This is a genomic window from Mycobacterium paraseoulense (assembly GCF_010731655.1).
Taxonomy (GTDB): domain Bacteria; phylum Actinomycetota; class Actinomycetes; order Mycobacteriales; family Mycobacteriaceae; genus Mycobacterium; species Mycobacterium paraseoulense.
In genome coordinates this window covers 4,682,892-4,706,897 of the sequence record NZ_AP022619.1, presented here as the reverse complement: position 1 = coordinate 4,706,897, position 24,006 = coordinate 4,682,892, and the positions used below count along the sequence as shown (strand labels likewise).

25 protein-coding genes and 1 pseudogene are annotated in these 24,006 nt (G+C 71.9%); 14 read left to right on the top strand and 12 right to left on the bottom strand.

Annotated elements, in window-relative coordinates; genetic code table 11:
* Positions 1-33 precede the first annotated feature (33 nt).
* Positions 34-765 carry a M24 family metallopeptidase gene (locus G6N51_RS21870; protein ID WP_083172451.1) on the bottom strand — a complete coding sequence of 244 codons (732 nt, stop codon included), beginning with the start codon at positions 763-765 and terminating at the stop codon, positions 34-36.
* On the opposite strand from G6N51_RS21870, the gene G6N51_RS21865 reads away from it, so the two are divergent.
* Together G6N51_RS21865 and G6N51_RS21860 are read left to right on the top strand one after the other, a co-directional pair.
* Entirely contained in the window at positions 764-1,261 is a 498-nt protein-coding gene (locus G6N51_RS21865) for a cupin domain-containing protein (protein WP_083172453.1), read from the top strand. The genes G6N51_RS21870 and G6N51_RS21865 overlap by 2 nt on opposite strands.
* A gap of 63 nt (positions 1,262-1,324) precedes the next feature.
* Positions 1,325-1,528: a hypothetical protein gene (locus G6N51_RS21860; RefSeq protein WP_142274993.1), complete on the top strand. Its 204-nt coding sequence runs from the start codon at positions 1,325-1,327 to the stop codon at positions 1,526-1,528.
* Here the strand turns inward: G6N51_RS21860 and G6N51_RS21855 are convergent.
* Complete coding sequence (locus tag G6N51_RS21855) at positions 1,510-2,952, bottom strand: flavin-containing monooxygenase (RefSeq protein ID WP_083172455.1); 1,443 nt, start codon at positions 2,950-2,952, stop codon at positions 1,510-1,512. The genes G6N51_RS21860 and G6N51_RS21855 overlap by 19 nt on opposite strands.
* The gene (locus G6N51_RS21850; RefSeq protein ID WP_083172457.1) at positions 2,943-3,416 is read right to left on the bottom strand and encodes a VOC family protein; all 474 of its coding nucleotides are present in this window, start codon (positions 3,414-3,416) and stop codon (positions 2,943-2,945) included. Before G6N51_RS21850 ends, G6N51_RS21855 begins: the two co-directional genes overlap by 10 nt.
* 73 nt (positions 3,417-3,489) lie before the next feature.
* Between G6N51_RS21850 and moeA the strand changes: the two genes are divergently transcribed.
* The 4 genes from moeA (at position 3,490) to G6N51_RS21830 (ending at position 8,596) form a co-directional block, all read left to right on the top strand.
* Positions 3,490-4,695 carry a molybdopterin molybdotransferase MoeA gene (gene moeA / locus G6N51_RS21845; protein WP_083172459.1) on the top strand — a complete coding sequence of 402 codons (1,206 nt, stop codon included), beginning with the start codon at positions 3,490-3,492 and terminating at the stop codon, positions 4,693-4,695.
* Between the two features lie 117 nt (positions 4,696-4,812).
* Positions 4,813-5,535 carry a phosphatidylserine decarboxylase gene (locus G6N51_RS21840; protein WP_163750795.1) on the top strand — a complete coding sequence of 241 codons (723 nt, stop codon included), beginning with the start codon at positions 4,813-4,815 and terminating at the stop codon, positions 5,533-5,535.
* Positions 5,532-6,395, top strand: a complete 864-nt coding sequence (gene pssA, locus G6N51_RS21835) for a CDP-diacylglycerol--serine O-phosphatidyltransferase (protein WP_083175611.1) — start codon at positions 5,532-5,534, stop codon at positions 6,393-6,395. The genes G6N51_RS21840 and pssA overlap by 4 nt, the downstream gene beginning before the upstream one ends.
* On the top strand, positions 6,392-8,596 hold the full coding sequence (locus G6N51_RS21830) for an AAA family ATPase (protein WP_083175609.1): 2,205 nt from the start codon (positions 6,392-6,394) through the stop codon (positions 8,594-8,596). Before pssA ends, G6N51_RS21830 begins: the two co-directional genes overlap by 4 nt.
* Here the strand turns inward: G6N51_RS21830 and G6N51_RS21825 are convergent.
* Entirely contained in the window at positions 8,570-9,181 is a 612-nt protein-coding gene (locus tag G6N51_RS21825) for a TetR/AcrR family transcriptional regulator (RefSeq protein WP_083175607.1), read from the bottom strand. The two genes, G6N51_RS21830 and G6N51_RS21825, sit on opposite strands and share 27 nt — an antisense overlap.
* 21 nt (positions 9,182-9,202) lie before the next feature.
* Between G6N51_RS21825 and G6N51_RS21820 the strand changes: the two genes are divergently transcribed.
* Together G6N51_RS21820 and G6N51_RS21815 are read left to right on the top strand one after the other, a co-directional pair.
* On the top strand, positions 9,203-9,988 hold the full coding sequence (locus G6N51_RS21820) for a DUF2867 domain-containing protein (RefSeq protein ID WP_083175604.1): 786 nt from the start codon (positions 9,203-9,205) through the stop codon (positions 9,986-9,988).
* Positions 9,985-10,926 (top strand): SDR family NAD(P)-dependent oxidoreductase, encoded by a 942-nt coding sequence (locus G6N51_RS21815; protein ID WP_083175601.1) that lies wholly within the window; start codon positions 9,985-9,987, stop codon positions 10,924-10,926. Before G6N51_RS21820 ends, G6N51_RS21815 begins: the two co-directional genes overlap by 4 nt.
* Here the strand turns inward: G6N51_RS21815 and G6N51_RS21810 are convergent.
* Genes G6N51_RS21810 through G6N51_RS21780 form a run of 7 tightly spaced genes read right to left on the bottom strand, consistent with a single transcriptional unit; the run spans position 10,880 to position 16,035 of the window.
* Complete coding sequence (locus G6N51_RS21810) at positions 10,880-11,692, bottom strand: enoyl-CoA hydratase/isomerase family protein (protein ID WP_083175599.1); 813 nt, start codon at positions 11,690-11,692, stop codon at positions 10,880-10,882. The genes G6N51_RS21815 and G6N51_RS21810 overlap by 47 nt on opposite strands.
* Entirely contained in the window at positions 11,689-12,711 is a 1,023-nt protein-coding gene (locus G6N51_RS21805; protein ID WP_083175596.1) for a TIGR03617 family F420-dependent LLM class oxidoreductase, read from the bottom strand. Before G6N51_RS21805 ends, G6N51_RS21810 begins: the two co-directional genes overlap by 4 nt.
* Positions 12,712-12,732: 21 nt before the next feature.
* On the bottom strand, positions 12,733-13,356 hold the full coding sequence (locus G6N51_RS21800) for an LON peptidase substrate-binding domain-containing protein (protein ID WP_083175594.1): 624 nt from the start codon (positions 13,354-13,356) through the stop codon (positions 12,733-12,735).
* Entirely contained in the window at positions 13,356-14,483 is a 1,128-nt protein-coding gene (locus G6N51_RS21795; protein ID WP_142275234.1) for a glutamate--cysteine ligase, read from the bottom strand. Before G6N51_RS21795 ends, G6N51_RS21800 begins: the two co-directional genes overlap by 1 nt.
* 4 nt (positions 14,484-14,487) lie before the next feature.
* Complete coding sequence (gene sodC, locus G6N51_RS21790; RefSeq protein ID WP_083175588.1) at positions 14,488-15,207, bottom strand: superoxide dismutase[Cu-Zn]; 720 nt, start codon at positions 15,205-15,207, stop codon at positions 14,488-14,490.
* A 24-nt stretch (positions 15,208-15,231) separates the two neighbouring features.
* Positions 15,232-15,708 (bottom strand): LytR C-terminal domain-containing protein, encoded by a 477-nt coding sequence (locus tag G6N51_RS21785; RefSeq protein ID WP_083175585.1) that lies wholly within the window; start codon positions 15,706-15,708, stop codon positions 15,232-15,234.
* 18 nt (positions 15,709-15,726) lie between these two features.
* Positions 15,727-16,035, bottom strand: a complete 309-nt coding sequence (locus G6N51_RS21780) for a DUF3263 domain-containing protein (RefSeq protein ID WP_007167558.1) — start codon at positions 16,033-16,035, stop codon at positions 15,727-15,729.
* Positions 16,036-16,238: 203 nt separating this feature from the next.
* On the opposite strand from G6N51_RS21780, the gene G6N51_RS21775 reads away from it, so the two are divergent.
* The 5 genes from G6N51_RS21775 to G6N51_RS29590 all read left to right on the top strand — a co-directional run bounded on the left by G6N51_RS21775 (position 16,239) and on the right by G6N51_RS29590 (position 23,618).
* Complete coding sequence (locus G6N51_RS21775; RefSeq protein WP_083175583.1) at positions 16,239-16,832, top strand: peptide deformylase; 594 nt, start codon at positions 16,239-16,241, stop codon at positions 16,830-16,832.
* Positions 16,832-17,680 (top strand): GNAT family N-acetyltransferase, cg3035/Rv0428c family, encoded by an 849-nt coding sequence (locus G6N51_RS21770; RefSeq protein WP_083175580.1) that lies wholly within the window; start codon positions 16,832-16,834, stop codon positions 17,678-17,680. Before G6N51_RS21775 ends, G6N51_RS21770 begins: the two co-directional genes overlap by 1 nt.
* 2 nt (positions 17,681-17,682) lie before the next feature.
* On the top strand, positions 17,683-18,504 hold the full coding sequence (locus tag G6N51_RS21765) for an exodeoxyribonuclease III (RefSeq protein WP_083175577.1): 822 nt from the start codon (positions 17,683-17,685) through the stop codon (positions 18,502-18,504).
* 213 nt (positions 18,505-18,717) lie between these two features.
* Positions 18,718-19,161, top strand: a complete 444-nt coding sequence (locus G6N51_RS21760) for a hypothetical protein (protein WP_083175574.1) — start codon at positions 18,718-18,720, stop codon at positions 19,159-19,161.
* 50 nt (positions 19,162-19,211) lie between these two features.
* Positions 19,212-23,618, top strand: coding sequence for a cation-translocating P-type ATPase (locus G6N51_RS29590; protein WP_142275232.1), 4,407 nt, complete (start codon positions 19,212-19,214; stop codon positions 23,616-23,618).
* On the opposite strand, the pseudogene G6N51_RS29585 reads toward G6N51_RS29590, so the two are convergent.
* Positions 23,584-23,661 (bottom strand): annotated as a pseudogene (locus G6N51_RS29585) (hypothetical protein); the annotation flags it as partial. The gene G6N51_RS29590 and the pseudogene G6N51_RS29585 sit on opposite strands and share 35 nt — an antisense overlap.
* Before the next feature lie 63 nt (positions 23,662-23,724).
* Between G6N51_RS29585 and G6N51_RS21750 the strand changes: the two are divergent.
* A complete protein-coding gene (locus tag G6N51_RS21750) occupies positions 23,725-24,000 on the top strand; it encodes a hypothetical protein (RefSeq protein WP_142275231.1) in 276 nt (91 codons plus the stop codon).
* The last annotated feature ends 6 nt before the right edge of the window (positions 24,001-24,006 follow it).

Genomic DNA, 24,006 nt, shown 5'->3' with positions numbered 1-24,006 from the left:
CCGACCCGCCGCGCCCGGCGCATGCGATCGGCACTAGGGCAGGTCGAGCAGCTGCTCGTAGAAACCGCCGAAGCCGCGGGCCCGGTCGGCCAGGTGGATCTCCAGGATCCAATGACAGACGCGGCCGGCCGGGTCCCTGCGCCGCATCGGCTTGTCCGACCCGGGCGCGATGTACCACTGCACGCCGGGCCCGGCGATCTTCTTGTGCGGGAACTCCCCGACCAGGTGCCCGGCGATGGGACTGGCGAACTCGAAACCCTCGGCGTGCGCCACCCCGACGACGAAGTCGTACAGCTCGGCGCCGGTGACGCCCGGTCGCCGGAAGAAGTACTCGCGGCCGGCCCGCCACACCCGGGGCAGCGCGTCGCGGACGGCGGTCTTGTCGGGGTCGTCGCCGAGCACGAAGGTGCGGCCGAAGTCGGCCTCCCACTCGGCGAAGATCGGGCCGAGGTCGAGGAAGACGACGTCGCCGTCGGCGACGACCCGGTCCGGCGGGCGCTCGTGGAAGGGCTGCAGCGTGTTCTCACCGGCCCGCACGATCCGCCGGTGCCAGTGCCGGGTGACCCCGAACATGTCGGCGGCGAGCCGGTTGATCTCGTCGGACAACTGCTGCTCGGAGACGCCGGGCCGGATCATGGCGCGCCGTTCGATCTCGTCGAAAAGCCGCTCCGCGTTCTGCTGGGCGTCCAGCAGCCGTTCCGCCCGAACCTCTTCCGCCGCCGACTCCGCCACCCCCGCGATGGTATAGCCGCACACTGGAAGCATGTCCCTTGTCGTGCCGCCCTATCCCCCACCCCGATACACCAAGGGGGAGCCCGAGCTCAGCGCGTGGCTGAAGCGGGCCGACTCGCCGCCCGACTACGAAGCCGGCGGCGCCAAGTACCACTACCTGGCCAACCAGCAGGCGACCGACGGCGACTACGGGCTCTACCGCGTCGACATCCCCGCGGCCGGTGGTGGGCCCGGGCCGCATTTCCACCGGGCGATGTCCGAGGCGTTCTTCGTGCTCTCGGGCACGATGAAGCTCTACGACGGCACCCAGTGGGCCGAGGGCCGGCAGGGCGACTTCCTCTACGTACCGCCCGGCGGCGTCCACGGTTTCCGTAACGAGGCCGACGAACCGGCGTCGATCCTGATGCTGTTCGCGCCGGGCGCGCCGCGGGAGGCCTACTTCGAGGGCTTCGCGGCGCTGGCGGACATGACCGACGACGAACGCCGGGAGTGGTTCGTCCGCCACGACAACTACTGGGTGCAGGGTTAATGGTGAGCGAACTTTAGGTGCCGCGCACCGGTTCCCGGCATGCGCGCGACGTAGGGTTTGGCCGTGCAGGTGAGGTCGAAGCGGGCCGCGGCGTGGTTGCGGATGAAGGTCGAGACGGCGTTCAGCGCCCCGATCAGGACCGCGGAGCGGGTCAAACGACCGAGGCGGCCGGGCCTGAGCCACGGGCTGCCCAGCCGGGCCCCCTCGACCAGGGGCCGCCGCCGGCTGCGCCCCAGGCCGTCGGCGAACTACCGGTCCCAGCGGTAGTCGGCCTCGACCGGCTCGCGGGTGCGCTCGAAGAAAGTCCGCCCGCTGTAAGGCAATTGGGTGACCACCTTCCCGCTGCGATGCCGGAAGTAGTTGCTGCACGCCAGCCACACCTTGCCCGCCATGGCCGCCTGGATCTCCTCGTTGTAGCGGCGCTGCGCGTCCTGCGTCACCTCGACGGTGCGCGCGCCGCGCCCGTCCATGACGTCGAGGACGCGGCGGACGAAGGTCGACTGCGCCTCGTGGATGTAGATGATCGAATTGACGCCGTTCGTGTTGGGGCCGTACAGCGTGAAGAAGTTCGGGTAACCGGTCACCAGCGTGCCCAGGTACGCCTCGGCGCCGTCGCTCCAGTCGTCGGCCAGACGGCGCCCGCCGGTTCCGTACACGTCGATGCTGGCGAGATAGTCGGCCGCGGTGAACCCGGTGCCGTAGATGATGGTGTCGACGCGGTGCTCCACGCCGTCGGCGGTGCGCACTCCCCGCTCGGTGATCTCGGCGATGGCGGCCGTCTCCAGGACGACGTTGGGCAGCGCGAACGTGGGATACCAGTCGCGTGACATCAGCGGCCGCTTGCAGCCGGCCGGGTAGTCCGGCGTCAGCTTCGCGCGCAGCTCGGGGTCGGTCACCTTGCGCATGAGGTAGCTGCGGGCCAGCGCGGTCGCCTCCCGCGTCTGCGCCGCGTCGACGTCGAAACTGGACGACTCGTAGGCGTCGAACGCCTCGTCGCGCAGCTTCCGCGCCGTCGCCGGGTCGCGCTCGAACAGCTCCTGCTGCTCGGGGGTGAACGGGAAGTCGAACCGGGGCGCGATCCAGATCGGCGTCCGCTGAAACACGGTCAGGTGCGCGGTCTTTGGCGCGATCGCGGGCACATACTGGATCGCGCTGGCGCCCGTGCCGATGGACGCCACCCGCTCCCCGGCCGTCGACTTGCTGTGATCCCAACGCGCCGAATGGAATCGGCGCCCGCGGAAGCGCTGCGCCCCCGGGATGTCGGGGATGTGGGGCACGTCGAGCATCCCGACGGCGCTGACCACCGCGTCGAACTCGTGCTCGCCACCGTCGCCGTCGGTCAGCGTCCAGCGGCGCCGGGTGTCCGACCAGCGCGCGCCGCTGATCGCGGTGTTCGCCCGCAGGCGCGCACCCAGCCCGTGCCGGGCGGCCACCGCCTCGAGGTACGCCAGAATCTCGGGCTGGTTGGCGTAGGTCTTGCTCCACCGCGGGTTGGGCGCGAAGGAATACGAATACAGGTGCGACGGGACGTCGCACGCCGCGCCCGGGAAGGTGTTGTGGCGCCAGGTCCCGCCGAAGCCGTCGGCCCGGTCGAAGATGGTGAACTCGTAGCCGCCCTCGGCCAGCTGGATGCCCATCGCGATGCCGCCGGCGCCCGCTCCGATGATCCCGACGGTCGGCTTCAGTCCCATTGCGCGTAGTACGGTCGCTGCGGCCGGCTCTTCTCGACCAGGATGAACACCACACCCCAGGGGTCGACGAACCACGTGGTGCGGACCCGCGCGACCTCCGCGGTCCCGCTGACCAGGAAGCGCACGCCCTTGCCCTCCAGCTCCGCCCGGGTGGCGTCGAGGTCCGCACAGATCAGCCCGACGTGGGACAGCCCGTGGTCGGTCAGGGCCCTGCCGCCGGAGCGCCCGTCTTCGCCGAGGTATTCGATGACCTCGAGCACCCGGTCGCCGTCGCCGTCGAATCCCACGATGGCCGCCTTCATGCTGGGATCTCCGACCAGCTCGCCCATGTCGTCGCGAATGGCGTCACCCGTCATGACGTACGGCGGCGAGAGCACACTCAGGCCCAACACGTCGCGGTAGAACGCCACGGCGGCCTCGCAATCCGGAACACACACCCCGGTGTGGGCCACTCCGGTAATCACGTTCTCGACTCTACGTCGGCCCCGACGCCTCACCGGGGTCGGCGCTGGAATCCGACCGGCCGATAATGGCCGGGTGCGGTCGGTAGCTGAACATCAACGTGTCGTAGCCGAACTCATCCGGGCGCGCCCGGCGGTCACCGCCGCGCTGGCCGAGGCGCAGGGGCTGGTCCTGGCCGACGACGTGGTCGCGCGGCTGGCGCTGCCGGTGTTCGACAACTCCGCGATGGACGGGTACGCGGTGCGCGCCGAGGAGACGTCCGGCGCCACGCCCGAGCACCCGGTGGTGCTCGAGGTCGCCGAGGACATTCCCGCCGGGCGCACCGACGAGCTGACGCTGCAACCCAACACCGCGCACCGCATCATGACCGGCGCGCCGCTGCCCGCCGGGGCGACGGCCGTCGTGCCGGTCGAGGACACCGACGGCGGGGTGGACATGGTGTCGATCCGGGCGCCGCGCCCGGAGGGCGCGCACATCCGCCGGGCCGGCGAGGACGTCGCCGCCGGCACCACCGTGCTGCGGCGCGGCCAGCCGGTGACACCGGCCATGCTGGGCCTGGCGGCGGCGCTGGGCATGGCCGAGCTGCCGGTGATTCCGCGCCAGCGGGTGCTGGTGATGTCCACCGGGTCGGAGCTGGTGTCGCCGGGCAACCCGCTGCGGCCGGGCCAGATCTACGAGTCCAACTCGATCATGCTGGCCGGGGCGGTCCGCGACGCCGGCGCCGAGGTGGTCGCCGTCGTGACCGCCGAAGACGACGTCACGCAGTTCAGCGCGCTCCTCGACCGGTACGCCGCCGACGCCGACCTGATCATCACCAGCGGCGGGGTCAGTGCCGGCGCCTACGAGGTGGTCAAGGACGCCTTCGGCCGCGAAGGCGACCAGGGCGTCGAGTTCGTCAAGGTGGCGATGCAGCCGGGCATGCCGCAGGGCATCGGCCGGGTGGCCGGCGCGACCATCGTCACCCTGCCGGGCAACCCGGTGAGCGCCCTGGTGTCGTTCGAGGTGTTCATCCGGCCCGCGCTGCGCAACGCCATGGGCCTGCCGGACGCGGAGCGCCCGCACCGGGCCGCCGTGCTCACCGAGTCGCTGACCTCGCCGCGCGGCAAGCGGCAATTCCGCCGCGCGGTGCTGGACCGCGACTCCGGCACCGTCACCAGCTACGGCCCGCCGGCATCCCATCACCTGCGCTGGCTGGCGTCGGCGAACGCGCTGCTGGACATCCCCGAGGACGTGGTCGAGGTGTCGGAAGGGACCGAGCTGAAGGTCTGGGACCTGACCTAGGCGGGCAATCAGGCAGAGGCCGCCGACGATGCGGCCCGCGCAGCGGGGTGAGGAGGAGGTGGGCGTTCCCCCTGCGGGCAGGAACCAACCCGCCCCCTCCTTTCGTAAGATGACCGCGTGGCACGACGCCCCCGCCCCATCGGCCCCACCGCCGAGGATCCAGCTTTCAGCCCGCAGCACGCGTTGGAGTTGGTGCGCTCGACCGTTCCGCCGGTACATCCGGCCGGCCGCCCGTTCATCGCCGCCGGGCTCGCGGTGGCGCTGGCCGGCCGCAGATACCGGTGGGTGCGGCGGGCCGGCCTGCTGGCGGCGGCCGCCTGCGCGGGGTTCTTCCGCCACCCGCCCCGGGTGCCGCCGACCCGGCCGGGCGCGATCGTCGCCCCCGCTGACGGGGTGGTCTGCGTCATCGACTCCGCCGCCCCGCCCGCCGAACTCGGCATGGGCGACACACCGCTGCCGCGGGTCAGCATCTTCCTTTCGCTGCTGGACGCGCACGTGCAGCGCGCGCCGGTGAGCGGCGAGGTGATCGCCGTGCAGCACCGGCCCGGCCGTTTCGGCTCGGCCGACCTGGCCGCGGCCAGCACCGAGAACGAGCGCACCAGCCTGCGGATCCGGACGCCCAACGGCGCGGAGGTGGTGGCGGTGCAGGTCGCCGGGCTGTTGGCGCGGCGCATCGTCTGCGACGCGCGCGTCGGGGACAAGCTGACCGTCGGCGACACCTATGGCCTGATCCGGTTCGGCTCCCGGCTCGACACCTATCTGCCGGCGGGCGCCGAGCCGCTGGTCCACCAGGGCCAGCGCGCGATCGCGGGCGAAACCGTGCTGGCCGAGCTGCCATGATCAGCAAGCCGCGCGGCAGGCCGTCGGTCAACCTGCAGATCCTGCCCAGCGCGATGACCGTGCTGTCCATCTGCGCGGGCCTCACCGCGATCCGGTTCGCCCTCGAGCACCAGCCCAAGGCCGCGATGGCGCTGATCGCCGCGGCGGCCATTCTGGATGGACTGGACGGGAGGGTGGCCCGCATCCTGGACGCCCAGTCGCGCATGGGCGAGGAGATCGACTCGCTGGCCGACGCGGTGAACTTCGGGGTGACGCCGGCGATCGTGCTCTACGTGACGCTGCTGACGAAGTCGCCGGCCGGTTGGGTGGTGATCCTGCTCTACGCGGTGTGCGTGGTGTTGCGGCTGGCGCGCTACAACGCGCTGCAGGCCGACGGCAGCCAGCCCGCCTACACGCACGAGTTCTTCGTCGGCATGCCGGCGCCGGCGGGCGCGGTGTCGATGATCGGGCTGATCGGGCTCAAGTTGCAGTTTGGTGAGGGCTGGTGGACCTCGACGACGTTCCTGTGCATCTGGATCACGGGGACCTCGATGCTGATGATCAGCAAGATCCCGATGCGCAAGATGCACGCCGCGGCGGTGCCCCCCAGCTGGGCGGCGCCGCTGCTCGCCCTGCTGGCGATCTGCGCGGCCGCGGCCGTGCTGGCTCCCTACGTCCTGATCTGGGTCATCATCATCGCCTACCTCTGCCACGTCCCGTTCGCGGTCCGCAACCAACGCTGGCTGGCCGCCCACCCCGAGGCGTGGTCGGACGAACCCAAGCAGCGCCGCGCCGCCCGCCGCGCGATCCGCCGGGCCCAACCGCACCGCCGGTCGATGGCGCGGCTCGGGCTGCACAAACCGGGTGGGCGCCTGCGATGAGCCGGCCGGGCGACGATGCGGCCCGTCAGCTCACGCTCACCGCGCGGTTGAACACCTCCGCGGTGGACTCGCGCCGCGGCGTCGTCCGCCTGCATCCGAGCGCGGTCGCCGCGCTCGGCATCCGGGAGTGGGACGCGGTGGCGCTGACGGGTTCGCGGACCACGGCCGCGGTGGCCGGGCTGGCCGGCCCGGACACCCCGGTCGGCACCGTGCTGCTCGACGACGTGACGCTGTCCAACGCCGGGCTGCGCGAGGGCACCGCGGTGATCGTCGGCGCGGTCACCGTCTACGGCGCCCGGTCGGTGACGCTGTCCGGCTCGTCGCTGGCCAGCCAGTCGATCTCGCCGGTCACCCTGCGGCAGGCCCTGCTGGGCAAGGTGCTGACCGTCGGCGACGCCGTGTCGCTGCTGCCCCGCGACCTGGGCCCGCCGTTCTCGACATCGGCCGCCGCCCGCGCGCTGGCCGCCTCGGTGGGCATCAGCTGGACCTCGGAGCTGCTGACCGTCACCGGCGTCGACCCGGCGGGCCCGGTCAGCGTGCAGCCCAACACGTTGGTCACCTGGGGCCTCGGTGTCGGCTCCGGCGCCCCGGCCGGGGGCGCCATGCCGTCGCTGGAACTCCTCGACGTCGCGAGCCCGGAGACCGTCCTCGAGGAACTCAAGGGATCGCAGCCACAGGCCGCCAAGCTCGCCGAATGGCTCAAGCTGGCGCTCGACGAGCCGCACCTGCTCAAGACGCTGGGCGCGGGCGCCAACCTCGGCGTGCTGGTGTCGGGCCCGGCCGGCGTCGGCAAGGTGACGCTGGTGCGCGCGGTGTGCGACGGCCGCCGGCTGGTGAAGCTGGACGGGCCGGAGGTCGGCGCGCTGAACGCCGAAGACCGGCTCAAGACCGTGGGCTCGGCCGTGCAGGCCGTCCGCGACGGCGGCGGCGTGCTGCTGATCACCGACGTCGACGCGCTGCTGCCGGCAACCCCCGAGCCGGTGGCCGCCCTGATCCTGGGCGAGCTGCGCACCGCGGTGGCCACCGAGGGCGTCGCGCTGATCGCCACCTCCGCGCGGCCCGACCAGCTCGACGCCCGGCTGCGCGCGCCGGACCTGTGCGACCGCGAACTCAGCCTGCCGCTGCCGGATGCCGGTACCCGCAAGGCGCTGCTGGAGTCGCTGCTGAAATCGGTGCCCGCGGGCTCCCTGGATATCAATGAAATCGCTTCCCGGACACCGGGTTTCGTGGTCGCCGACCTGGCGGCGCTGCTGCGGGAGGCCGCGCTGCGCGCGGCGTCGCGCGCCAGCGCCGACGGCCGGCCACCCGAGCTGAGCCAGGAGGACCTCCTCGGTGCGCTGACGGTCATCCGGCCGCTGTCGCGGTCGGCCAGCGAGGAGGTGGCCTTCGGCTTGCAAGTAGGGGGGGTCACCCTGGGCGACGTCGGCGACATGGCCGAGGCCAGGCAGGCGCTCACCGAGGCCGTGCTGTGGCCGCTGCAGCACCCTGACACCTTCGCCCGGCTGGGCGTCGAACCGCCCCGCGGGGTGCTGCTGTACGGGCCGCCCGGGTGCGGCAAGACCTTCGTCGTGCGCGCGCTGGCCAGCACCGGGCAGCTGTCCGTGCACTCGGTCAAGGGCTCCGAGCTGATGGACAAGTGGGTGGGAAGCTCGGAAAAGGCCGTCCGCGAACTGTTTCGGCGCGCCCGCGACTCCGCCCCCTCGCTGATATTCCTCGACGAGATCGACGCGCTGGCGCCCCGGCGCGGGCAGAGCTTCGACTCGGGCGTGACCGATCGCGTGGTGGCCGCGCTGCTGACCGAGCTCGACGGCGTCAATCCGCTGCGCGACGTCGTCGTGGTGGGCGCCACCAACCGGCCGGACCTGATCGACCCGGCGCTGCTGCGCCCGGGCCGGCTGGAGCGGCGGGTGTTCGTCGAACCGCCCGACGCCGCCGCCCGCCGCGAAATCCTGCGCACCGCGGGCAAATCCGTGCCGCTGAGCGACGACGTCGACCTCGACGAGGTGGCCGCCGGGCTCGACGGCTACAGCGCCGCCGACTGCGTGGCACTGCTGCGCGAGGCGGCGCTGACCGCGATGCGGCGATCCATCGACGCCACCGACGTGACCGCCGCGGACATCGCGGCGGCGCGCCAGGTCGTGCGCCCCTCACTGGACCCCATGCAGGTCGACGCGCTACGCGCCTTCGCCAAAGGCCCGTAGCACGGCCCGCGCCGACGCCGCCACGTCGTGTTCGAGCCAGCCGGGCATCGGGTCGTCGTGCGCGTGGCGCCGGACCACGGCGTAGGGCAGGTCCGCGACCGCCCGCGCGACGGCGTCGAGCGACCGGGGCCTGCCGTTGCCGTAGAGCTGGCGGGCCAAGACCGCGATCCGCTCGGTCAGCGGGGCGTTCATCGCGGCCAGCGTCTCCCGGAACGCCGCGTCGGGTTCGTCGTCGAGCAGGTCGGCCGGCCGGATCGTCAGCAGTAGCCGCGCGTCGTCGGGTAGCTCGCGCGCGAAGCTGACGGCGGACACCGCCATCGCCACCGCCGTTTCCAGGCCGGTGTCCGCCGCCGGCGTCTCGCCGGCCGCGGCCAGGGCCCGCGACTGAAAGCGTTCCAGCGCCCGCAACCACGCGGCCGTCAGGATGCCGTCGCGGTTGCCGAACCGGTGGTAGAGGGTGCCCGCGGGGGCGCCGCTGGCTTTGGCGATGGCCGCGACGCTGGCCGCGCGGGGTCCGCCGTCGAGCACCAGGGCCCGGGCGGCGTCGAGGATCACATCGGTTTCGTGCTTCCGCGGAGGTGCCACGATCTAGTACAGTCCTTCTATATGGAACGATTACCCTATATCGATGAGCATGCCATAACCGTCGGCGCGAATCGTGCCGACACGTGGTCGGCGCTGCTGCGGGTGCTGTGTCGCGACCCGGGCGACCCGTCGACCGTGCCGACCGGCTTCGTGCTGGACGAGGCCCGCCCGCCGGTGCGGTTCGCGCTGAAGGGCCGGCACCTTTTCGCGGTGTACCGGTGGGTATTCGAGCTGGAGGACGACGCGCCGAGGCGCACCAGGGTGCGCGCGGCCACCTGGGCGGCTTTCCCGGGTGCGCGCGGGAAGGCCTACCGGGCGCTCGTCATCGGCACCGGCGCGCACCGCGTCGTCACCCGATGGACGCTCAAACGCGTTGCGGCGGCGGCCGAGCGCGCCGATTACGAGGACGTCTTCGAAGTCCCCCTGCCGCAAGGTGACTCGCGCACCGCCGAGCAGACGTTCCGCGACGCGGTGGGGCCGGGCTCCGGCGGCGGCGTGGTCCCGTGGATCCACCGCCACGTGCTGAGATTCCGCCTCGGGCCGTATTCGTCGCCCGAGCACATCATCGGCTGGACGATGGCGCGGTCGGATCGCGACGAACTCGTTCTGACCGCGCGCGGACCGCTGATGCACGGCGAGCTGACGCTGCGACGCCAGGACGACCGGCGCGCCAGCCTCACCACACGCGTGCAGTACTGCCACAAGACCGCCGCCCGAACGGTCTGGGCCGTCGTCGGCCCTCTTCATCGGGCCGTGGCGCCGCGGCTGATGAAGCGCGCCGCGGTGTGGCAGCCTGTACCGGCATGACCGAGCATCCGAGCGCGCTGCACGTCGTCCAGGGGATCGACCTGTCCGGCAAGGTCTGCGTGATCACGGGCGCCTCGTCCGGGCTGGGGCGCGAGTCGGCCCGCGCCCTGGCCGCCGCCGGGGCGCACGTGGTCCTGGCCGCCCGCAACCGCGACGCCCTGGACCAGACGGCCCGGTGGATCGCGTCCGCCGCGCCGGGCGCGCAGACCTCGACCGTCGAGCTCGACCTCACCCTGCTGGCCGGCGTGCGCGCCGCGGCAGGCGCAATCCGTGCGATCGCCCCGGCCGTCGACGTGTTGATGAACAACGCCGGGGTGATGTTCACGCCGTTCGGCAGGACGCACGACGGCTTCGAAATGCAGATCGGCACCAACCATTTCGGACATTTCGAACTCACCCGGCTCCTCGTCCCGCAGCTCGCCGCCGCCGCCCGGGCCCACGGTCACGCCCGGATCGTCAACCTGTCGTCCGGGGGCCACGCGCTGGGCGACGTCGACTTCGGCGACCCCAACTGGGAGCGTCGCGAATACGACAAGTTCGTCGCCTACGGCGCGTCGAAAACGGCGAACATCCTGCACGCCGTGGAAGCCGACCGCCGCCTGCGCGACGCCGGGATCCGCGCCTATGCCGTCCATCCCGGCACCGTGGCGACGTCGCTGGCGCGGCACATGGCCCGCGCCGATTTCGCGCGGCTGCACGAGGTGGCCGGCGGGCCCCTCGACGTGACCACTCCCGACCGGGGCGCGGCCACCCAGGTGTGGGCGGCGGTCAGCCCGGAGCTTTCCGGCCGCGGCGGGCTGTACCTCGAAGACTGCGGGGTCAGCGACGGGGCGGCGCCCTACGCCCGCGACGAGGAGCGCGCGGCCCGGTGGTGGGAGCTCTCCGAGCAGCTCACGGCTCGGGCAGCGCCGTCCACTCCTGGGACAGCCGCGACGTGAACGCCGGCGGCCGGCGCTCGAGAAACGCGGCAACCCCTTCGCGCGCGTCGGCGGTGCCCATCACGCGGCGGTGCAGCTGCGTTTCCAGCGCGGCGACCTGCCGCGGGGTGTAGTTGTTGATCGCGGTGTCCCACAGCAGCCGCTTGCACAGCGCCGCCGACATGGGGGCCACGTTGACCGCGATGTCGCGGGCCAGCGCCACAGCGTGGTCGAGCACCCGGTCGGCGGGCAGGACCCGGTTGGCGACGCCGAGCGCCACCGCCTCGGCCCCACCGAAGGTTCGCCCGGTGAGCAGGATGTCCGCGGCCACCCCCAGGGTGGTCAGCCGCGCCAGCGTCCAGTGCGCCATGCAGTCGGGTAGCACGCCCCGGCGCACCTGCACCACACCGTATTTGGCGTCCTCGGCGACGATGCGCAGGTCCGCCTGCAACGCGATGGTCAGGCCGATGCCGATCGCGTGCCCGTTGACGGCGGCGATCACCGGCTTGCGCAGCTCGAACGCCGCCGGCGCGATCGGTGACGCCGAGAACTCGCCGGCCGGGGCGTCGAATGGGCTTGTGCCGCCGGAGAAGTCCGCCCCGGCGCAGAACGTGTCGCCCGCCCCGGTGACGACGATGGCCCGGATGCCGTCGTCGCCGTCGCAGTCGGAGTACGCCCGGCTCAGCAGCGCGCCCATCTCCGCGGTGTAGGCGTTGCGCCGCTCGGGCCTGTTGAGCGTGAGCACCGCCACGCCCGCGTCGACGTCGACCGTCAGATCCGGGCTCATGGCAGGGCGGGGGTGCGGTGCAGGGCGCCGATCAGGTCGGCGATGTCCGCGGCACGCGGCGTGTAACCCGGGAAGTAACAGCACACCTCCGCGGCGTGCTCGGCAAACCGGGCGGCGATCTGCCGCGCGCATTCCTCGGGGGTGCCGACGATCCCGATCCGCGCCACCACCTCATCGCCGACCAGCCGGCGCATCTCGGCGAACCGGCCCTGCTTGGACAGCGCGTTGAGCTCGGGCTGGACGTCGGCCCAGCCCTCGGCCTCGAGCACGGGCAGATAGGCCGGGGTCGAGCCGTAGAACGAAATCAGCGCTGCCACACCGTCGATCGCGGCCGCCAGGTCGGCCTCGTCGCGGCCGACGGCGACCATCGCCTGGGCGATGATCTGGAATCCGCCGGGGGGCCGTCCCGCGCGGCGCAGCCCCTCGCCGACCGCCGGGACGGTGCGTTCGGTGAAGTGGCGGGCACTGTTGAACGGCATCACCAGCAGGCCGTCGGCCACCTCGGCGGCGGTGCGCGTCATCACCGGGCCCAGGGCGCCCAGCAGCACCGGCGGCGGGCCAAACGCGTTGGGCCCGGGATTGAAGTTGGGCGCCATGATGGTGTGGGTGAAGAACTCGCCGCGAAAGTCCAGTCGGCGCTGCCCTTCCCAGGCCGCGAAGATCGCCTTGATCGCCGCGACGGTCTCGGCCATCCGGGCCGCGGGTCGCTCCCACTTACTGCCGTAACGCTTTTCGATGTGGGCCTTCACCTGCGAGCCCAGGCCGAGCCGGAATCGGCCGCCGCTGTAGAGCTGCAGGTCGTAGGCGGCGTGGGCCAGGTGCAGCGGGCTGCGCGGCGGGGCGATCGCCACGTTGGTCATCAGCTCCAGGCGGGTCGCGCCGGCGGCGACGATCAGCGGAAAGAACACGTCGTGCTGGCCCTCGAAGGTGAACAGGCCGTCGGCTCCCGTCGCGGCGATGTCGGCCGCGCTCGCCGCCGCATCCACCGGCGAGCCGGCGACCTGCAGATGTACCTTCATGCAATCCCCTGTCGGACAGTGTTATTCGGAGAGCTGGAACTCCACCATCTCGGCGACCGCGTCCACCGCCTCGCGGAGCGCGGCGAGGCGGTCGGCGGCCGACGGCGCCGCCAGCACCGTGTAGCGGTCGGCGGTGCCGATCGGGATGCGAGACGCCAACGCGCACAGGCGCTGTCCGGAGTCGGCCATGGCGGGGCCCAGGAGCGCCGCGCGGTCCGGCAGCGCCAACCCCCGCGCGTCGGCGATCCGCTCGAAGAGGGCCAGCACCCGGTCCTCGACCTCGCGCAGCTGGGCCGGGGTGACCGGGTCGCCCGGCTGGTCGGGCCACAGCGTCACCGTGGCGCGCGGGTAGGGATCGTCGGGCAGCCATTCGGACACCCTGATCCGCTCGCCGGTCCGGCAGTGCAGCGAGTACCGGCCCGCGCCGTGATCGACGCATTCGGTGATCTGAGACAACACGCCCACGTCGCAACGCGATTCGCCGCCGCCGACCTCGCGGCCCCGGGCGATGAGCACCACGCCGAACGGATCCCCGGTGTCCAGGCAGTGCCGCACCAGCGCACCGTAGCGCGGCTCGAAGATTCGCAACGGCAGATCCTGGTCGGGCAGCAGCGCCGACTCCAGCGGAAACATCGCCAGTTCCATCAGATTTCCAGCTCTGCCACCAGCGCGTCGACGACCGCCCGCAGGTCACCGTCGTGTTCCTCGGCGACCCGGCGCTGCCGCTGGTATGAGGCGCCGCGCCTGGGGATCTCGGCCACCGCGGCCAGCTCGTCGGCGCAATTCAACGACTTGGCGACGGGTTCCAGCCGGTTCAGCACCTCGTCGAGATCCTCGGTGACGAGCCGCTCGTTGCTGTCGGCGTCCTGGATGATGATCGCGTCCAGCCCGTAGCGGGCCGCGCGCCACTTGTTTTCCTGGTTGTGCCACGGCGGCATGGTGGGCAACGACTCGTCGGCCTCCAGCCTGCGGTCCAGGTCGACCACCAGGCAGTGCGTCAACGCCACCAGCGCGCCCAGCTCGCGCAGGTTGGACACGCCGTCGCAGACGCGGACCTCGATGGTGCCCAGGTGCGGCGAAGGCCGGATGTCCCAACGGACTTCGTCGACGTGATCGATGATGCCGGTCTTCTTCTGGTCGTAGACGAAGCCCTCGAACTCCGCCCAGGTCTGGAATTGGAACGGGAGGCCGGCGGTGGGCAACTGCTGGAACATCATCGCTCGGTTGCTGGCGTACCCGGTGTCCACGCCGGTCCACCACGGCGAGGAGGCCGACAGCGCCAGCAGGTGCGGGTAGTACTTCAACAACGACGTCATGATCGGCATGACCTTGTGCGCCGACGAGATCCCGACGTGCACGTGCACGCCCCAGATCAGCATCTGCCGCCCCCACCACTGGGTCCGCTTGATCAGTTCGGCGTAGCGCGGCGCGTCGGTGAGCTTCTGGGTGGACCACTGGCCGAACGGGTGTGCCCCGGCGCAGAACAGCTCCATGCCCCGGTCCCGGACGATGCGGTGCGTGGGTCCCAGCGTCTGCCGCAGGTCCTCCATCGCCTCCCCGGTGGAGTTGCAGACCCCGCTGACCACTTCCACCGTGTTGCGCAGCAACTCCTTGTGCACCCGCGGGTTTTCGCCGATCTCGGCGATCACCGCCGTGGCTTCGTTGCTCAGGTCGCGGGTCTGCGCGTCGACGAGCGCGAACTCCCACTCCACGCCGAGGGTCGGCCTCGGCGAACGGGCGAAATCGATGCGCGACTCGACCTTGTTGGGGATCCTGTTAGCCGGCACCGATCACACCGCACGCGACCCGCTTGCCGGCGTCACCGGTGGTCATCGTCGTCTGGTCGGGACCGGGGGTTCCGTTGCTCTGGTTGTAGCGCTCCGGCGGGATGTTGGCGAAGTTGTCGGCGCCGGCGTGAATGATGATCGCGGTCTTCTCGCCGGTCAGCAGGTCCTCCATGCCGAACGCGTCCGTGGTGGTCATCATCATCCCGGACCCGTCCTTGCGCACCTGCAGCGAGGTCAGGTCACCGCTGGCGGGCTCGGCGGCGTGCCCGGGCGTCTGGAAATGCCCTCCGGCGGACAGGAAATCACCCGGCGCACCCCCGGTCGGGGCGACGGAGTTGGGCTCGCACCTGCCGACCTTGTGGATGTGCACGCCGTGGAAGCCGGGCGTCAGCACCCCGTCGCCGGTCGTCGCGATGGTGACGGTGGCGTAGCCGTTGTTGAACTGGAAGGTCGCGGTCGCGACCTCGGTGCCGTCGGGCGCCTTCAGGTGGGTGGTGATGTTCTTTTCCGCAGCCGCGGCGGCGGGCGCGGCCTCCTGCATCCCGGTTCCCGTCGGGGCCGGCGATCCGGTCCAGACCGCCGGCGTGGTGCCCGGTGAGGTCGCGGCGTGCTGAGGCGACGAACACGCGCCCAGCAGCGCGACGGAAGTGGCCGCGGAGAGGGCGGAAACGGCGGCGGCGGCGAAGCGGTGACCAGCGAGCTGAGGCATAGCGGAAGCCTAGTCGCTCAACCCTCAGCCCGTAACGAGGACGATGACGCCGGGCGGTTGGCCGGCCAGGGCGGGGATGCGGGGTTCGACCGGCGCGCCCAGGTTCTTGCCCACCGCGTCGGCCGTCGCGTGTTCGTCGTCGGCGTCGGTGTAATACACGGTGGTGGCCGACACGTCGGGCACGGTCAGGTTGTCGACCTTGGTGACGTTGAAGCCGGCGGCCGTGAGCTGATCCTTGGTGCGAGCGCCGACGCCCTCTTTCGTCGAGATGTTGTACACCTGCACGTCGGCGTGGTTCCCCGCGGGCTTAGTGGTCGTCGGCGTGGCCGACGCGCTGGTGGAGGCGGTGGTGGAGGCCGCCGATGCCGAGTCGTCCTCGGAGCTGGGAGACGAACCCAGCGCCTGCCAGCCGAGCAGCAGGAAAATGACCCCCAGGAACAACAGCACCATCACCATCGCCCGCAGCGGAAGCCCGGTGGAGTCGGGGACTCGCTCTTTCATCGAGCCCACTGTAGCGAGTCAGGTCACCTCGAAGCCGAGGCGCCGCGCCGCACGCGCCTTCTGGCGACTGGCCCGCAGCCGCCGCAGCCGCTTCACCAGCATCGGGTCGGCGGCCAGCGCCTCGGGCCGGTCGACGAGCGCGTTGAGCACCTGGTAGTAGCGCGTCGCCGACATCGAGAACAACTCTTTGATTGCTTCTTCTTTTACGCCCGCGAATTTCCACCACTGACGTTCGAAGGCGAGGATGTCGTGTTCGCGGCGGGTGAGCCCATCTGCGATCTCGGCATCGTCCCCCGATCGATTTGCCCGCGCCATGGCGCTGTCCATATAGCTTCCCCTGGACCCTTCCGGCGAATTCTCGGCTGCTCTGATGACTTGACTTACCTAAGGGCGTGTTTCGGCGAATATTGAACCACGGCACAAACCCTCAAGCCGTCATCCAGACCCGCGAGTCGGCCGATTGGCTCAGATTGCCCGCACCGGCGATCGCCGGCCTGGACGCGCACACGCGTGCGGTAGCTTAGCCGACCATGGCAGTCGTACCCATCCGGATCGTGGGTGACCCGGTCTTGCACACCCCGACGCAGCCCGTGCCCGTCGCCGCCGACGGTTCGCTGCCGGCGGACCTGCCGGAGCTGATCGCCGACATGTACGACACCATGGACGCCGCGCACGGAGTCGGACTGGCGGCCAACCAGATCGGGGTCGGCTTGCGCGTCTTCGTCTACGACTGCGCCGACGACCGCGGCCGGACCGACCGCCGCCGCGGCGTGGTCGTCAACCCGGTGCTGGAAACCTCCGAAGTGCCCGAGACCATGCCCGATCCGGACACCGACGACGAGGGTTGCCTGTCGGTCCCGGGCGAGTCCTTCCCCACCGGCCGCGCCACCTGGGCGCGGGTCAGGGGGCTGGACGCCGACGGCCAGCCCGTCGAGCTCGAGGGCACCGGACTGTTCGCCCGCATGCTGCAGCACGAGACCGGCCACCTGGACGGCTTCCTGTACCTGGACCGTCTCGTCGGCCGGCACGCCCGCGGCGCCAAGCGCGCCGTCAAGGCGCACGGGTGGGGGGTGCCCGGCCTGTCGTGGCTGCCCGGTGAGGGGCCGGACCCCTTCGGTCACTGATGTTCTCGTGGCCGGAGCCGGGTACCCGGGTGACGCTGCGCTACCGGCGCGCGGAAGGCTCGGTCCCCCCGCTGACCGATGCGGTGGGACACCTGCTGGCGGTCGACCCGGTGGTGCGGGTCCGGACCAAGACGGGCGCGATCGTGGAAGTGGCGCCCGGCGACGTGGTCGCGCTGCGGGTGCTGACCGACGCGCCGGTCCGCACCTCCGAGATCCGCGCGCTCGAGCACGCGGCCGCCGCGGCGTCGCCCGGGGCCGAGCGGGCCTGGCTCGAGGGCTGGCTGCTGCGGGCCGGAGATGGCGTCGATTACGCCATGCCGCTTGATGTTTCGGCCCGCGTCGGTACCGTTGCCGCCGTTGCGGCCTGGTATGAGCGGCGGGGCCTGACGCCGCGGCTGGCGATCCCGGACCGCTTGTTGTCGTTGCCGCCGGGCCTGAACGCCGAACACACCGAAAGGGTTTGGGTGCGCGACCTGTCCGCGCCGGCTCCGGCCGAACCCGACCCGTCCATCGCCCTGTCGCCTGGCCCGGACATCATCGAGGGCGAGCTGATGGTCGGCTTGCACTCCGGCGCGGCGGTCGCGCGCGCGGCGGTGACCGATGCGCCGGGCGGCGCGCGGTTCGTCGGGCTCTCGGCGACCGGCGCCGCCGGCGAGCACGCCACGGCGGCCGCGTGCCACGCGCTGTTGGCCTGGGCCGCGGCGCGCGGCGCGACTCGCGCCTACCTGGTCGTCCCCGACACCGGCGCCGGCACGCTCGCAACGACGCTCACCGAGGCGCTGGGCTTGCGCGGGCATCACCGCCGCCGCTACTTTCCGGCCCGCTCACCCGCCTGGGATACCGTCTAGCCATGCCCGACGGTGTTTACCGGCTGGCCACGTGGAACGTGAATTCGATTCGCAGCCGCCTGCCCCGCGTCGTCGACTGGTTGGGCCGCGCCGACGTCGACGTGCTGGCCATGCAGGAGACCAAGTGTTCCGACGGCCAGTTCCCCGCCCTGCCGTTCTTCGAACTCGGCTACGAGGTAGCCCATGTCGGCTTCAACCAGTGGAACGGGGTGGCGATCGCCTCGCGGGTGGGCCTCGACGACGTCCAGCTCGGTTTCGACGGCCAGCCCACCTGGAGCAGCAAGCCGGAGGTGGCCGCCACGACCGAGGCCCGCGCGCTGGGCGCCACCTGCGGCGGCGTCCGGGTGTGGAGCCTCTACGTGCCCAACGGCCGCGCGGTGGGCGACCCACACTACACCTACAAGCTGGAATGGCTTGCCGCGCTGCGTGATACGGCGGCCGGTTGGTTGCGCGACGATCCCACCGCCCAGATCGCGCTGGCCGGCGACTGGAACATCGCCCCGACGGACGACGACGTGTGGAGCACCGAGTTCTACACCGGCGCCACCCACGTCTCGGAGCCGGAGCGCCGCGCGTTCAGCGCCATCGTCGACGCGCAATTCGCCGACGTGGTAAGGCCTTTCGCGCCCGGCCCGGGCGTCTACACCTATTGGGACTACACCCAGCTGCGGTTCCCCAAACGGCAGGGCATGCGCATCGATTTCATCCTCGCCTCACCGGAGCTCACCGGCCGCGTGACGGATGCCCAGATCGTGCGGGAGGAGCGCAAGGGCAAGGCCGCCAGCGATCACGCACCGGTGCTGATCGACATAAGGCGCGCCTAAATGGCGTTTGGCGCATTCGCGCCACAACCACACCCAGGTTAAGGTCAGGCAAATAAACTTCCGTTGCTCGTTGTCTGCGGGTTTGCAAGGTGGCAGGCTTTTCCTTTGTTAGAAGCGGATACAATGTTTTTTTGCCGTTAACGATGCGTTCAGCGGGTGCACCCCGGTGGTGGCGCGGGTTACGCGGCACGGGCAGAAGGCCAGGGAGTCAACATGAGTGTCATCGGCGGAGCGGTTCGGGGCGTGGGTCAGGCGGTGAGTCGCGCGGCGAACACGACCACTGCGGCCGCCGGCGCTGTGGGTGGCGCGGCGGTCAACGGAGTCATCGGCGGTGTCACCGGAGCCGCCGAGGGCATCAAAAAGGGAATGAGCAGCGGCAGCCACTCGGCACCGGCGGCTGCGGTGGCCTTCGGCGCGCTGGGCGTCGCGGGACTGGTCGAATGGCCGGTGCTGCTGGCGGTCGGTGGCAGCGCCCTGTTGTTGCAGCGGTTGAGCCGCAAGCAGGAGCCGGCCAAGCCGGCGAAGGCCAGCCTCAAGGCGGTGCCGGTGGAACCGGCGCCGCAGAAGGCCGCGCCGCAGAAGGCCGCCACCAAGTCGACCGCGAAGAAGGCGGCCGGGCGCCGGGCCGGCAGCGCCGAGTTGCGTAGCACCAACTAACGGGCCCGCTCGACGACGCTTTGACCATTGCGACCGCGATACGACGAGCTATGCCGTTGCGCGCCGTCGCGACGACCGTCCAGGCGACCACCTCGCTCGTCGAGGCCGGCATCACCATCGCCGCGATCCCGCTGCGCGAGGGCGTCCGGGCGATCACGGGCGAGCTGCCCGGGGACATACCGACAACCCTGAGCCGACGCTGTTGGCGCGGTGAGGAGCGCGCCTGGATCGAGGTGCGGGGCCTGGACGGCGCCTCGGAAGGCGGTCCGGACGACGAACTCGGGCGCTCGGTGCTCGACGCGGTGTTGGCCCATCCCGGGGTCGCGTCGGCCGCCCTGAACTATCCGCTGTCGCGGGTGGTGATCACCATCGGCGACGCGGGCACGTCGCTGCGCGACCTCTGTCACGTCGTGGATGACGCCGAGAAACGTTGCGCGCCAAGGACAACCGCCGAGCCGTTGGCGCCCCCGACGAGCCTGCCCGGCGATGGCGTGGTGCTGGCGACCCGGGCGGCCACGGCGGCCGCCGGCGCGGCCGGGCTCGGCGTCGCGCTGACCGGCCGGGCGCTGCGCTGGCCGCGCATGCCCGTCGGTGTCCTGGCCGGCGTCGTCGCCCTCGACTACCAACCATGGCTGCGCCGCCTGCTCGAGGACCGCATCGGCCGGCCCGCGACCGACAGCGTGCTGGCGCTGGCGGTGACGGCGGCGGAGACCGTCACCCTGTCCCCCGCGTCATTGTCGGTGGGACTGCTGATGCAGTCGCTGAAAGCCGCGGAATGCCGCGCGGAGGCGCGCGCCTGGGTCCGGCACGAGCCGCAGTTGGCCGGCCACGCCGATCACCCGCACACCGACCCGTCGGCGGGGTCGAAGCCACCGCGCGGCCGGCCCGCCGACCACCAGGCCGATCGATTCGCGCTCATCCAGGCCGTCAGCGCGGGAATCGTCGGCGCCACCACCCGCAACCTGAACCAGGCCGCGCTGGCGGTCCTGGTGACCACCCCGGCGGCCAACCGCACCACGCCGGAGGCGTTCGCCGCCGCGCTCGGCCAGGGGTTGGCGGACCGGCACGCGGTGTTGTCGGTGCGCCCGGAGGCGCTGCGGCGCCTGGACCGTGTCGACGCGATCGTCATCGACCCCCGGGTGTTGTGCACCAGGAGCCTGCGGGTGTCGCTGATCCGCGGCGCGAAGGAGGCCGAGCTGCCGGCGGCATGGTCGCGCGCCCAGCTGATGCTCGAGAACAATCGCCTACGCCCCGGATGGCAGCCGGTGCCCGGAATAGCGCCCAGTAAGCCGAACGCGGAGGCCGAGGCGCTGTTCTGCTTCGCGCACGACCCGCTGGCCTCGGCAGTCGTCGCCGAGGCGCACCGGGCCAAAGCCGAATTGGTTTCGGTCGAGGACGATTCGCTGGGCGAACTGCGGCCGGCGTTCGACGACATCAGGCCGCTGGGGCGGGGGTCGGTCGACGACGCCCTGGCCCGCGCGGTGGCGGATCTGCAGGAGGCGGGCCACACGGTCGCCATGCTGTCATCGGCTGGGGCACAAGGCGTTTGGTCGGCCGACGTGGCACTGGGTCTGCTGCCCGAGCCAGGGGCCGGCCCGCCGCCCTGGTACGCCGACCTGCTGCTGCCCGACCTGGCGGCCGCCTGGCGGGTGCTGCATGCGCTGCCGGCGGCGCGGACCGCCGCCCAACGCGGGGTCGCGATCTCGGCCGGCGCGACCGCTATGGGCTCGCTGCTGATGATCCCCGGCGTCCGCGGCATCGGGCGTGGGCCGGTGACCAGCGGCGCGGCGGCCGGCCTGCTGTCGGGATATCTGCTGGCGCGCGGCGTCGTCAAGACGGACGCACCGCGCCCGGCTCCCGTCCGGGAATGGCATGCGATGGCGGTCGAGGGCGTCCGCCGGGCGTTGCCGACGCCCGCGGCGGGGCCGGCCGGCGATCCGAGGCACCTGGCGCCGGCCACCCTGGGCGCCGCGCCGCCCGAAACGCGTGCGCGCGCCTTCCTACAGTTCGTGGGCGCCGTTCGCGCCGAGCTGACCGACCCGCTGACCCCCGTGCTGGCACTCGGCTCGGCGGCCAGCGCGGTGCTCGGCTCGCCCGTCGACGCCGTCCTGGTGTTCTCGGTGCTGGCCGGGAACTCCATGCTGGCCGCCAGCCAGCGGCTGCGCGCCGAGAACCGGCTCAATCACCTACTGGCTCAACAGATTCCACCGGCACGCAAGGTCGTCTCCGAGGTCGCCGGCGACCGGGTGTACGCCGACGTCATCGCGGCGCAGCTGCAGCCCGGCGACGTCATCGAGGTGCGCACGCACGAGGTGGTGCCCGCCGACGCCCGGATCATCGAGGAGGTCGACGTCGAGGTCGACGAGTCGACGCTGACCGGTGAGTCGCTGTCGGTGGAGAAGCAGGTGGAGCCGACGCCCGGCGCCGCTCTCGCCGAACGCCGCTGCATGCTGTACGCCGGGACGACCGTGGTGGCCGGCACCGCGCTCGCGGTGGTGACCGCGGTCGGGGCCGACACGCAGGAACGCCGCGCCGCCGAACTCGTGTCGGGCGACCTGTCGTCGGACGTCGGCCTGCAGCACCAGCTCAGCCAGCTCACCAACCGGGCCTTCCCGGTCAGCATGACGGGCGGCGGCCTGGTGGGCGCCCTCGGGCTGTTACGGGGATCGGCCCTGCGCCAGGCGGTCGCCAGCGGGATCGCCATCGCCGTCGCGGCGGTGCCCGAGGGGATGCCGCTGGTGGCCACGCTGGCGCAGGCGGCGTCGGCGCGGCGGCTGACCAAGTTCGGCGCGCTGGTCCGCGTCCCGCGTTCGGTGGAGGCGCTCGGCCGTATCGACGTGGTCTGCTTCGACAAGACGGGAACGCTGAGCCAGAACCGGCTGCGGGTGGCCGAGGTCGTCGCGGCGCCCGGAACGTCGCGCGAGGAGGTGTTGCGCTGCGCCGCGCACGCCGCGCCGGCGTCCAATGGCGGCCCGCACGTGCACGCCACCGATGTCGCCATCGTCGAGGCCGCCTCCGCCGTGAACGGCCACAACCCGAACGCGCCCGTCGCGCACCTGCCGTTCCGCTCCGGCCGGTCGTTCTCCGCGTCCGTGACGGATATCGAGCTGGCCGTCAAGGGCGCGCCCGAAGTGGTGCTGGCCGCCTGCCGGGATGTGAGCCCCGCCATGGAGCAGACGGTCGCCGGGATGGCCGGCAGCGGCCTGCGGGTGATCGCGGTGGCGCGGCGGCAGCTGAGCCCCGCCCAGGCGCGGGCCATCCGGCAGGACCCCGACGACATCGCCGACTTCGCCCGGCACGGGCTGGCCCTGACCGGGTTCCTCGGCTTGTCCGACACCCCGCGCGCCGAGGCGGCCGGCCTACTCGCGGATCTGCGCCGGCTTTCCGTGGGCGTCAAGCTGATCACCGGCGACCATCCGATCACCGCCAAGGCCATCGCCGAGGAGCTCGGGATGCGCGTGACCGCCGAGCAGGTGATCAGCGGGGCCGAGTGGGATGCGTTGTCGCGCAAGGATCAAGAGCGGGTCGTGACCGAACGGGTGATCTTCGCCCGGATGACACCGGAGAACAAGGTCCAGGTCGTCCAGACGCTCGAGAGCGCGGGCGTGCGCACCGCGATGGTCGGCGACGGCGCGAACGACGCCGCGGCCATCCGGGCCGCCACGGTCGGCATCGGCGTCGTCGCCGGTGGCAGCGACCCGGCGCACATGGCGGCCGACGTGGTGCTGGTCGACGCCCGCATCGAGGGCCTGCGCAACGCCATCGAAGAGGGCCGCCAACTCTGGCAACGGGTGCAGGCGGCGGTGTCGGTGCTGCTCGGCGGCAACGCCGGCGAGGTGTTGTTCGCGATCATCGGCAGCGCGATCACCGGGACCTCGCCGCTGAACACGCGGCAGCTGCTCTTGGTGAACATGATGACCGACGCGCTGCCCGCGGCGGCCCTCGCGGTGAGCAAGCCCAGCGGTCCGGCCGACCCGGGCATCCGGGGCCCGGATCAGCCCGCGTTGTGGCGTGCCGTCGCCATCCGCGGCGTCACCACGGCCGCCGCGACGACGGCCGCGTGGGCGATGGGAAGCGTCACCGGCCGCCCGCAACGGGCCTCGACCGTCGCCCTGGTCGCCCTGGTCGGCGCGGAGCTGGGTCAGACGCTGCTGGATTCACACGCCCCGCTGGTGGTGCTCACCGCGGCGGGCTCACTCGCGGCGATGGGGACGCTGATCAGCATCCCGGTGGTCAGCCAATTGCTCGGCTGTACACCGCTGGGTCCGGTCGGCTGGGCGCAGGGGCTGGGATCCGCTGCCGCGGCGACCGTCGCGATCGGGGTTGCGAATCGTGCGCTGACGGGTCCGGGCAGATCGTCCGATGCGCCCGCCGAGGCGGGTGAACCTCGACAACCCCGACGCGCCATAGCAGCGCATAGAGTTCCAGTAACGGCACCTTCAGCACCAGAGCAATAGATGAAACCAGCGGATCGCCCCCGGTGTCGGTCATCGTCGACATAGGTCCGACGGTGGCCGCGGCACCCGGCGAGTCGGCAAACCCTTCGTTACTGAAAGGCAAATCATGGCGGAAAAGAAGTCGCGCAGGGGGACGTCGCAGCGCGAGGCGGTGGAAAAGATCCGCGAGGGCGAGACGTTCGTCGTGAACGTACCGGTGGTCGGCCAGATGGAGATTCCCCGGCCCGAGCAGCTGGCCTATTTCGGGGGCCTGGCCGCCCTGGCGGCCCTCGAACTCATCGACTGGCCGGTGGCCGTGGTCATCGCCGCCGGACACTTGCTGGCGAGCAACCACCACAACAAGCTGCTGGAGGAGCTGGGCGAGGCCATGGAAGAGGCCTAGCTTGGC

Excerpts from the sequence above, each read along its gene's own strand:
- pssA (WP_083175611.1), top strand. The coding sequence starts at position 5,532 with ATGATCAGCAAGCCGCGCGGCAGGCCGTCGGTCAACCTGCAGATCCTG.
- G6N51_RS21760 (WP_083175574.1), top strand. The coding sequence starts at position 18,718 with ATGAGTGTCATCGGCGGAGCGGTTCGGGGCGTGGGTCAGGCGGTGAGT.
- G6N51_RS21775 (WP_083175583.1), top strand. The coding sequence starts at position 16,239 with ATGGCAGTCGTACCCATCCGGATCGTGGGTGACCCGGTCTTGCACACC.
- G6N51_RS21865 (WP_083172453.1), top strand. The coding sequence starts at position 764 with ATGTCCCTTGTCGTGCCGCCCTATCCCCCACCCCGATACACCAAGGGG.
- G6N51_RS21750 (WP_142275231.1), top strand. The coding sequence starts at position 23,725 with ATGGCGGAAAAGAAGTCGCGCAGGGGGACGTCGCAGCGCGAGGCGGTG.
- G6N51_RS21855 (WP_083172455.1), bottom strand. The coding sequence starts at position 2,952 with ATGGGACTGAAGCCGACCGTCGGGATCATCGGAGCGGGCGCCGGCGGC.
- G6N51_RS21810 (WP_083175599.1), bottom strand. The coding sequence starts at position 11,692 with ATGAGCCCGGATCTGACGGTCGACGTCGACGCGGGCGTGGCGGTGCTC.
- G6N51_RS21815 (WP_083175601.1), top strand. The coding sequence starts at position 9,985 with ATGACCGAGCATCCGAGCGCGCTGCACGTCGTCCAGGGGATCGACCTG.
- G6N51_RS21805 (WP_083175596.1), bottom strand. The coding sequence starts at position 12,711 with ATGAAGGTACATCTGCAGGTCGCCGGCTCGCCGGTGGATGCGGCGGCG.
- G6N51_RS21800 (WP_083175594.1), bottom strand. The coding sequence starts at position 13,356 with ATGGAACTGGCGATGTTTCCGCTGGAGTCGGCGCTGCTGCCCGACCAG.
- G6N51_RS29590 (WP_142275232.1), top strand. The coding sequence starts at position 19,212 with ATGCCGTTGCGCGCCGTCGCGACGACCGTCCAGGCGACCACCTCGCTC.
- G6N51_RS21870 (WP_083172451.1), bottom strand. The coding sequence starts at position 765 with ATGCTTCCAGTGTGCGGCTATACCATCGCGGGGGTGGCGGAGTCGGCG.
- G6N51_RS21780 (WP_007167558.1), bottom strand. The coding sequence starts at position 16,035 with ATGGACAGCGCCATGGCGCGGGCAAATCGATCGGGGGACGATGCCGAG.
- G6N51_RS21770 (WP_083175580.1), top strand. The coding sequence starts at position 16,832 with ATGTTCTCGTGGCCGGAGCCGGGTACCCGGGTGACGCTGCGCTACCGG.
- G6N51_RS21765 (WP_083175577.1), top strand. The coding sequence starts at position 17,683 with ATGCCCGACGGTGTTTACCGGCTGGCCACGTGGAACGTGAATTCGATT.
- G6N51_RS21820 (WP_083175604.1), top strand. The coding sequence starts at position 9,203 with ATGGAACGATTACCCTATATCGATGAGCATGCCATAACCGTCGGCGCG.
- G6N51_RS21830 (WP_083175609.1), top strand. The coding sequence starts at position 6,392 with ATGAGCCGGCCGGGCGACGATGCGGCCCGTCAGCTCACGCTCACCGCG.
- sodC (WP_083175588.1), bottom strand. The coding sequence starts at position 15,207 with ATGCCTCAGCTCGCTGGTCACCGCTTCGCCGCCGCCGCCGTTTCCGCC.
- G6N51_RS21785 (WP_083175585.1), bottom strand. The coding sequence starts at position 15,708 with ATGAAAGAGCGAGTCCCCGACTCCACCGGGCTTCCGCTGCGGGCGATG.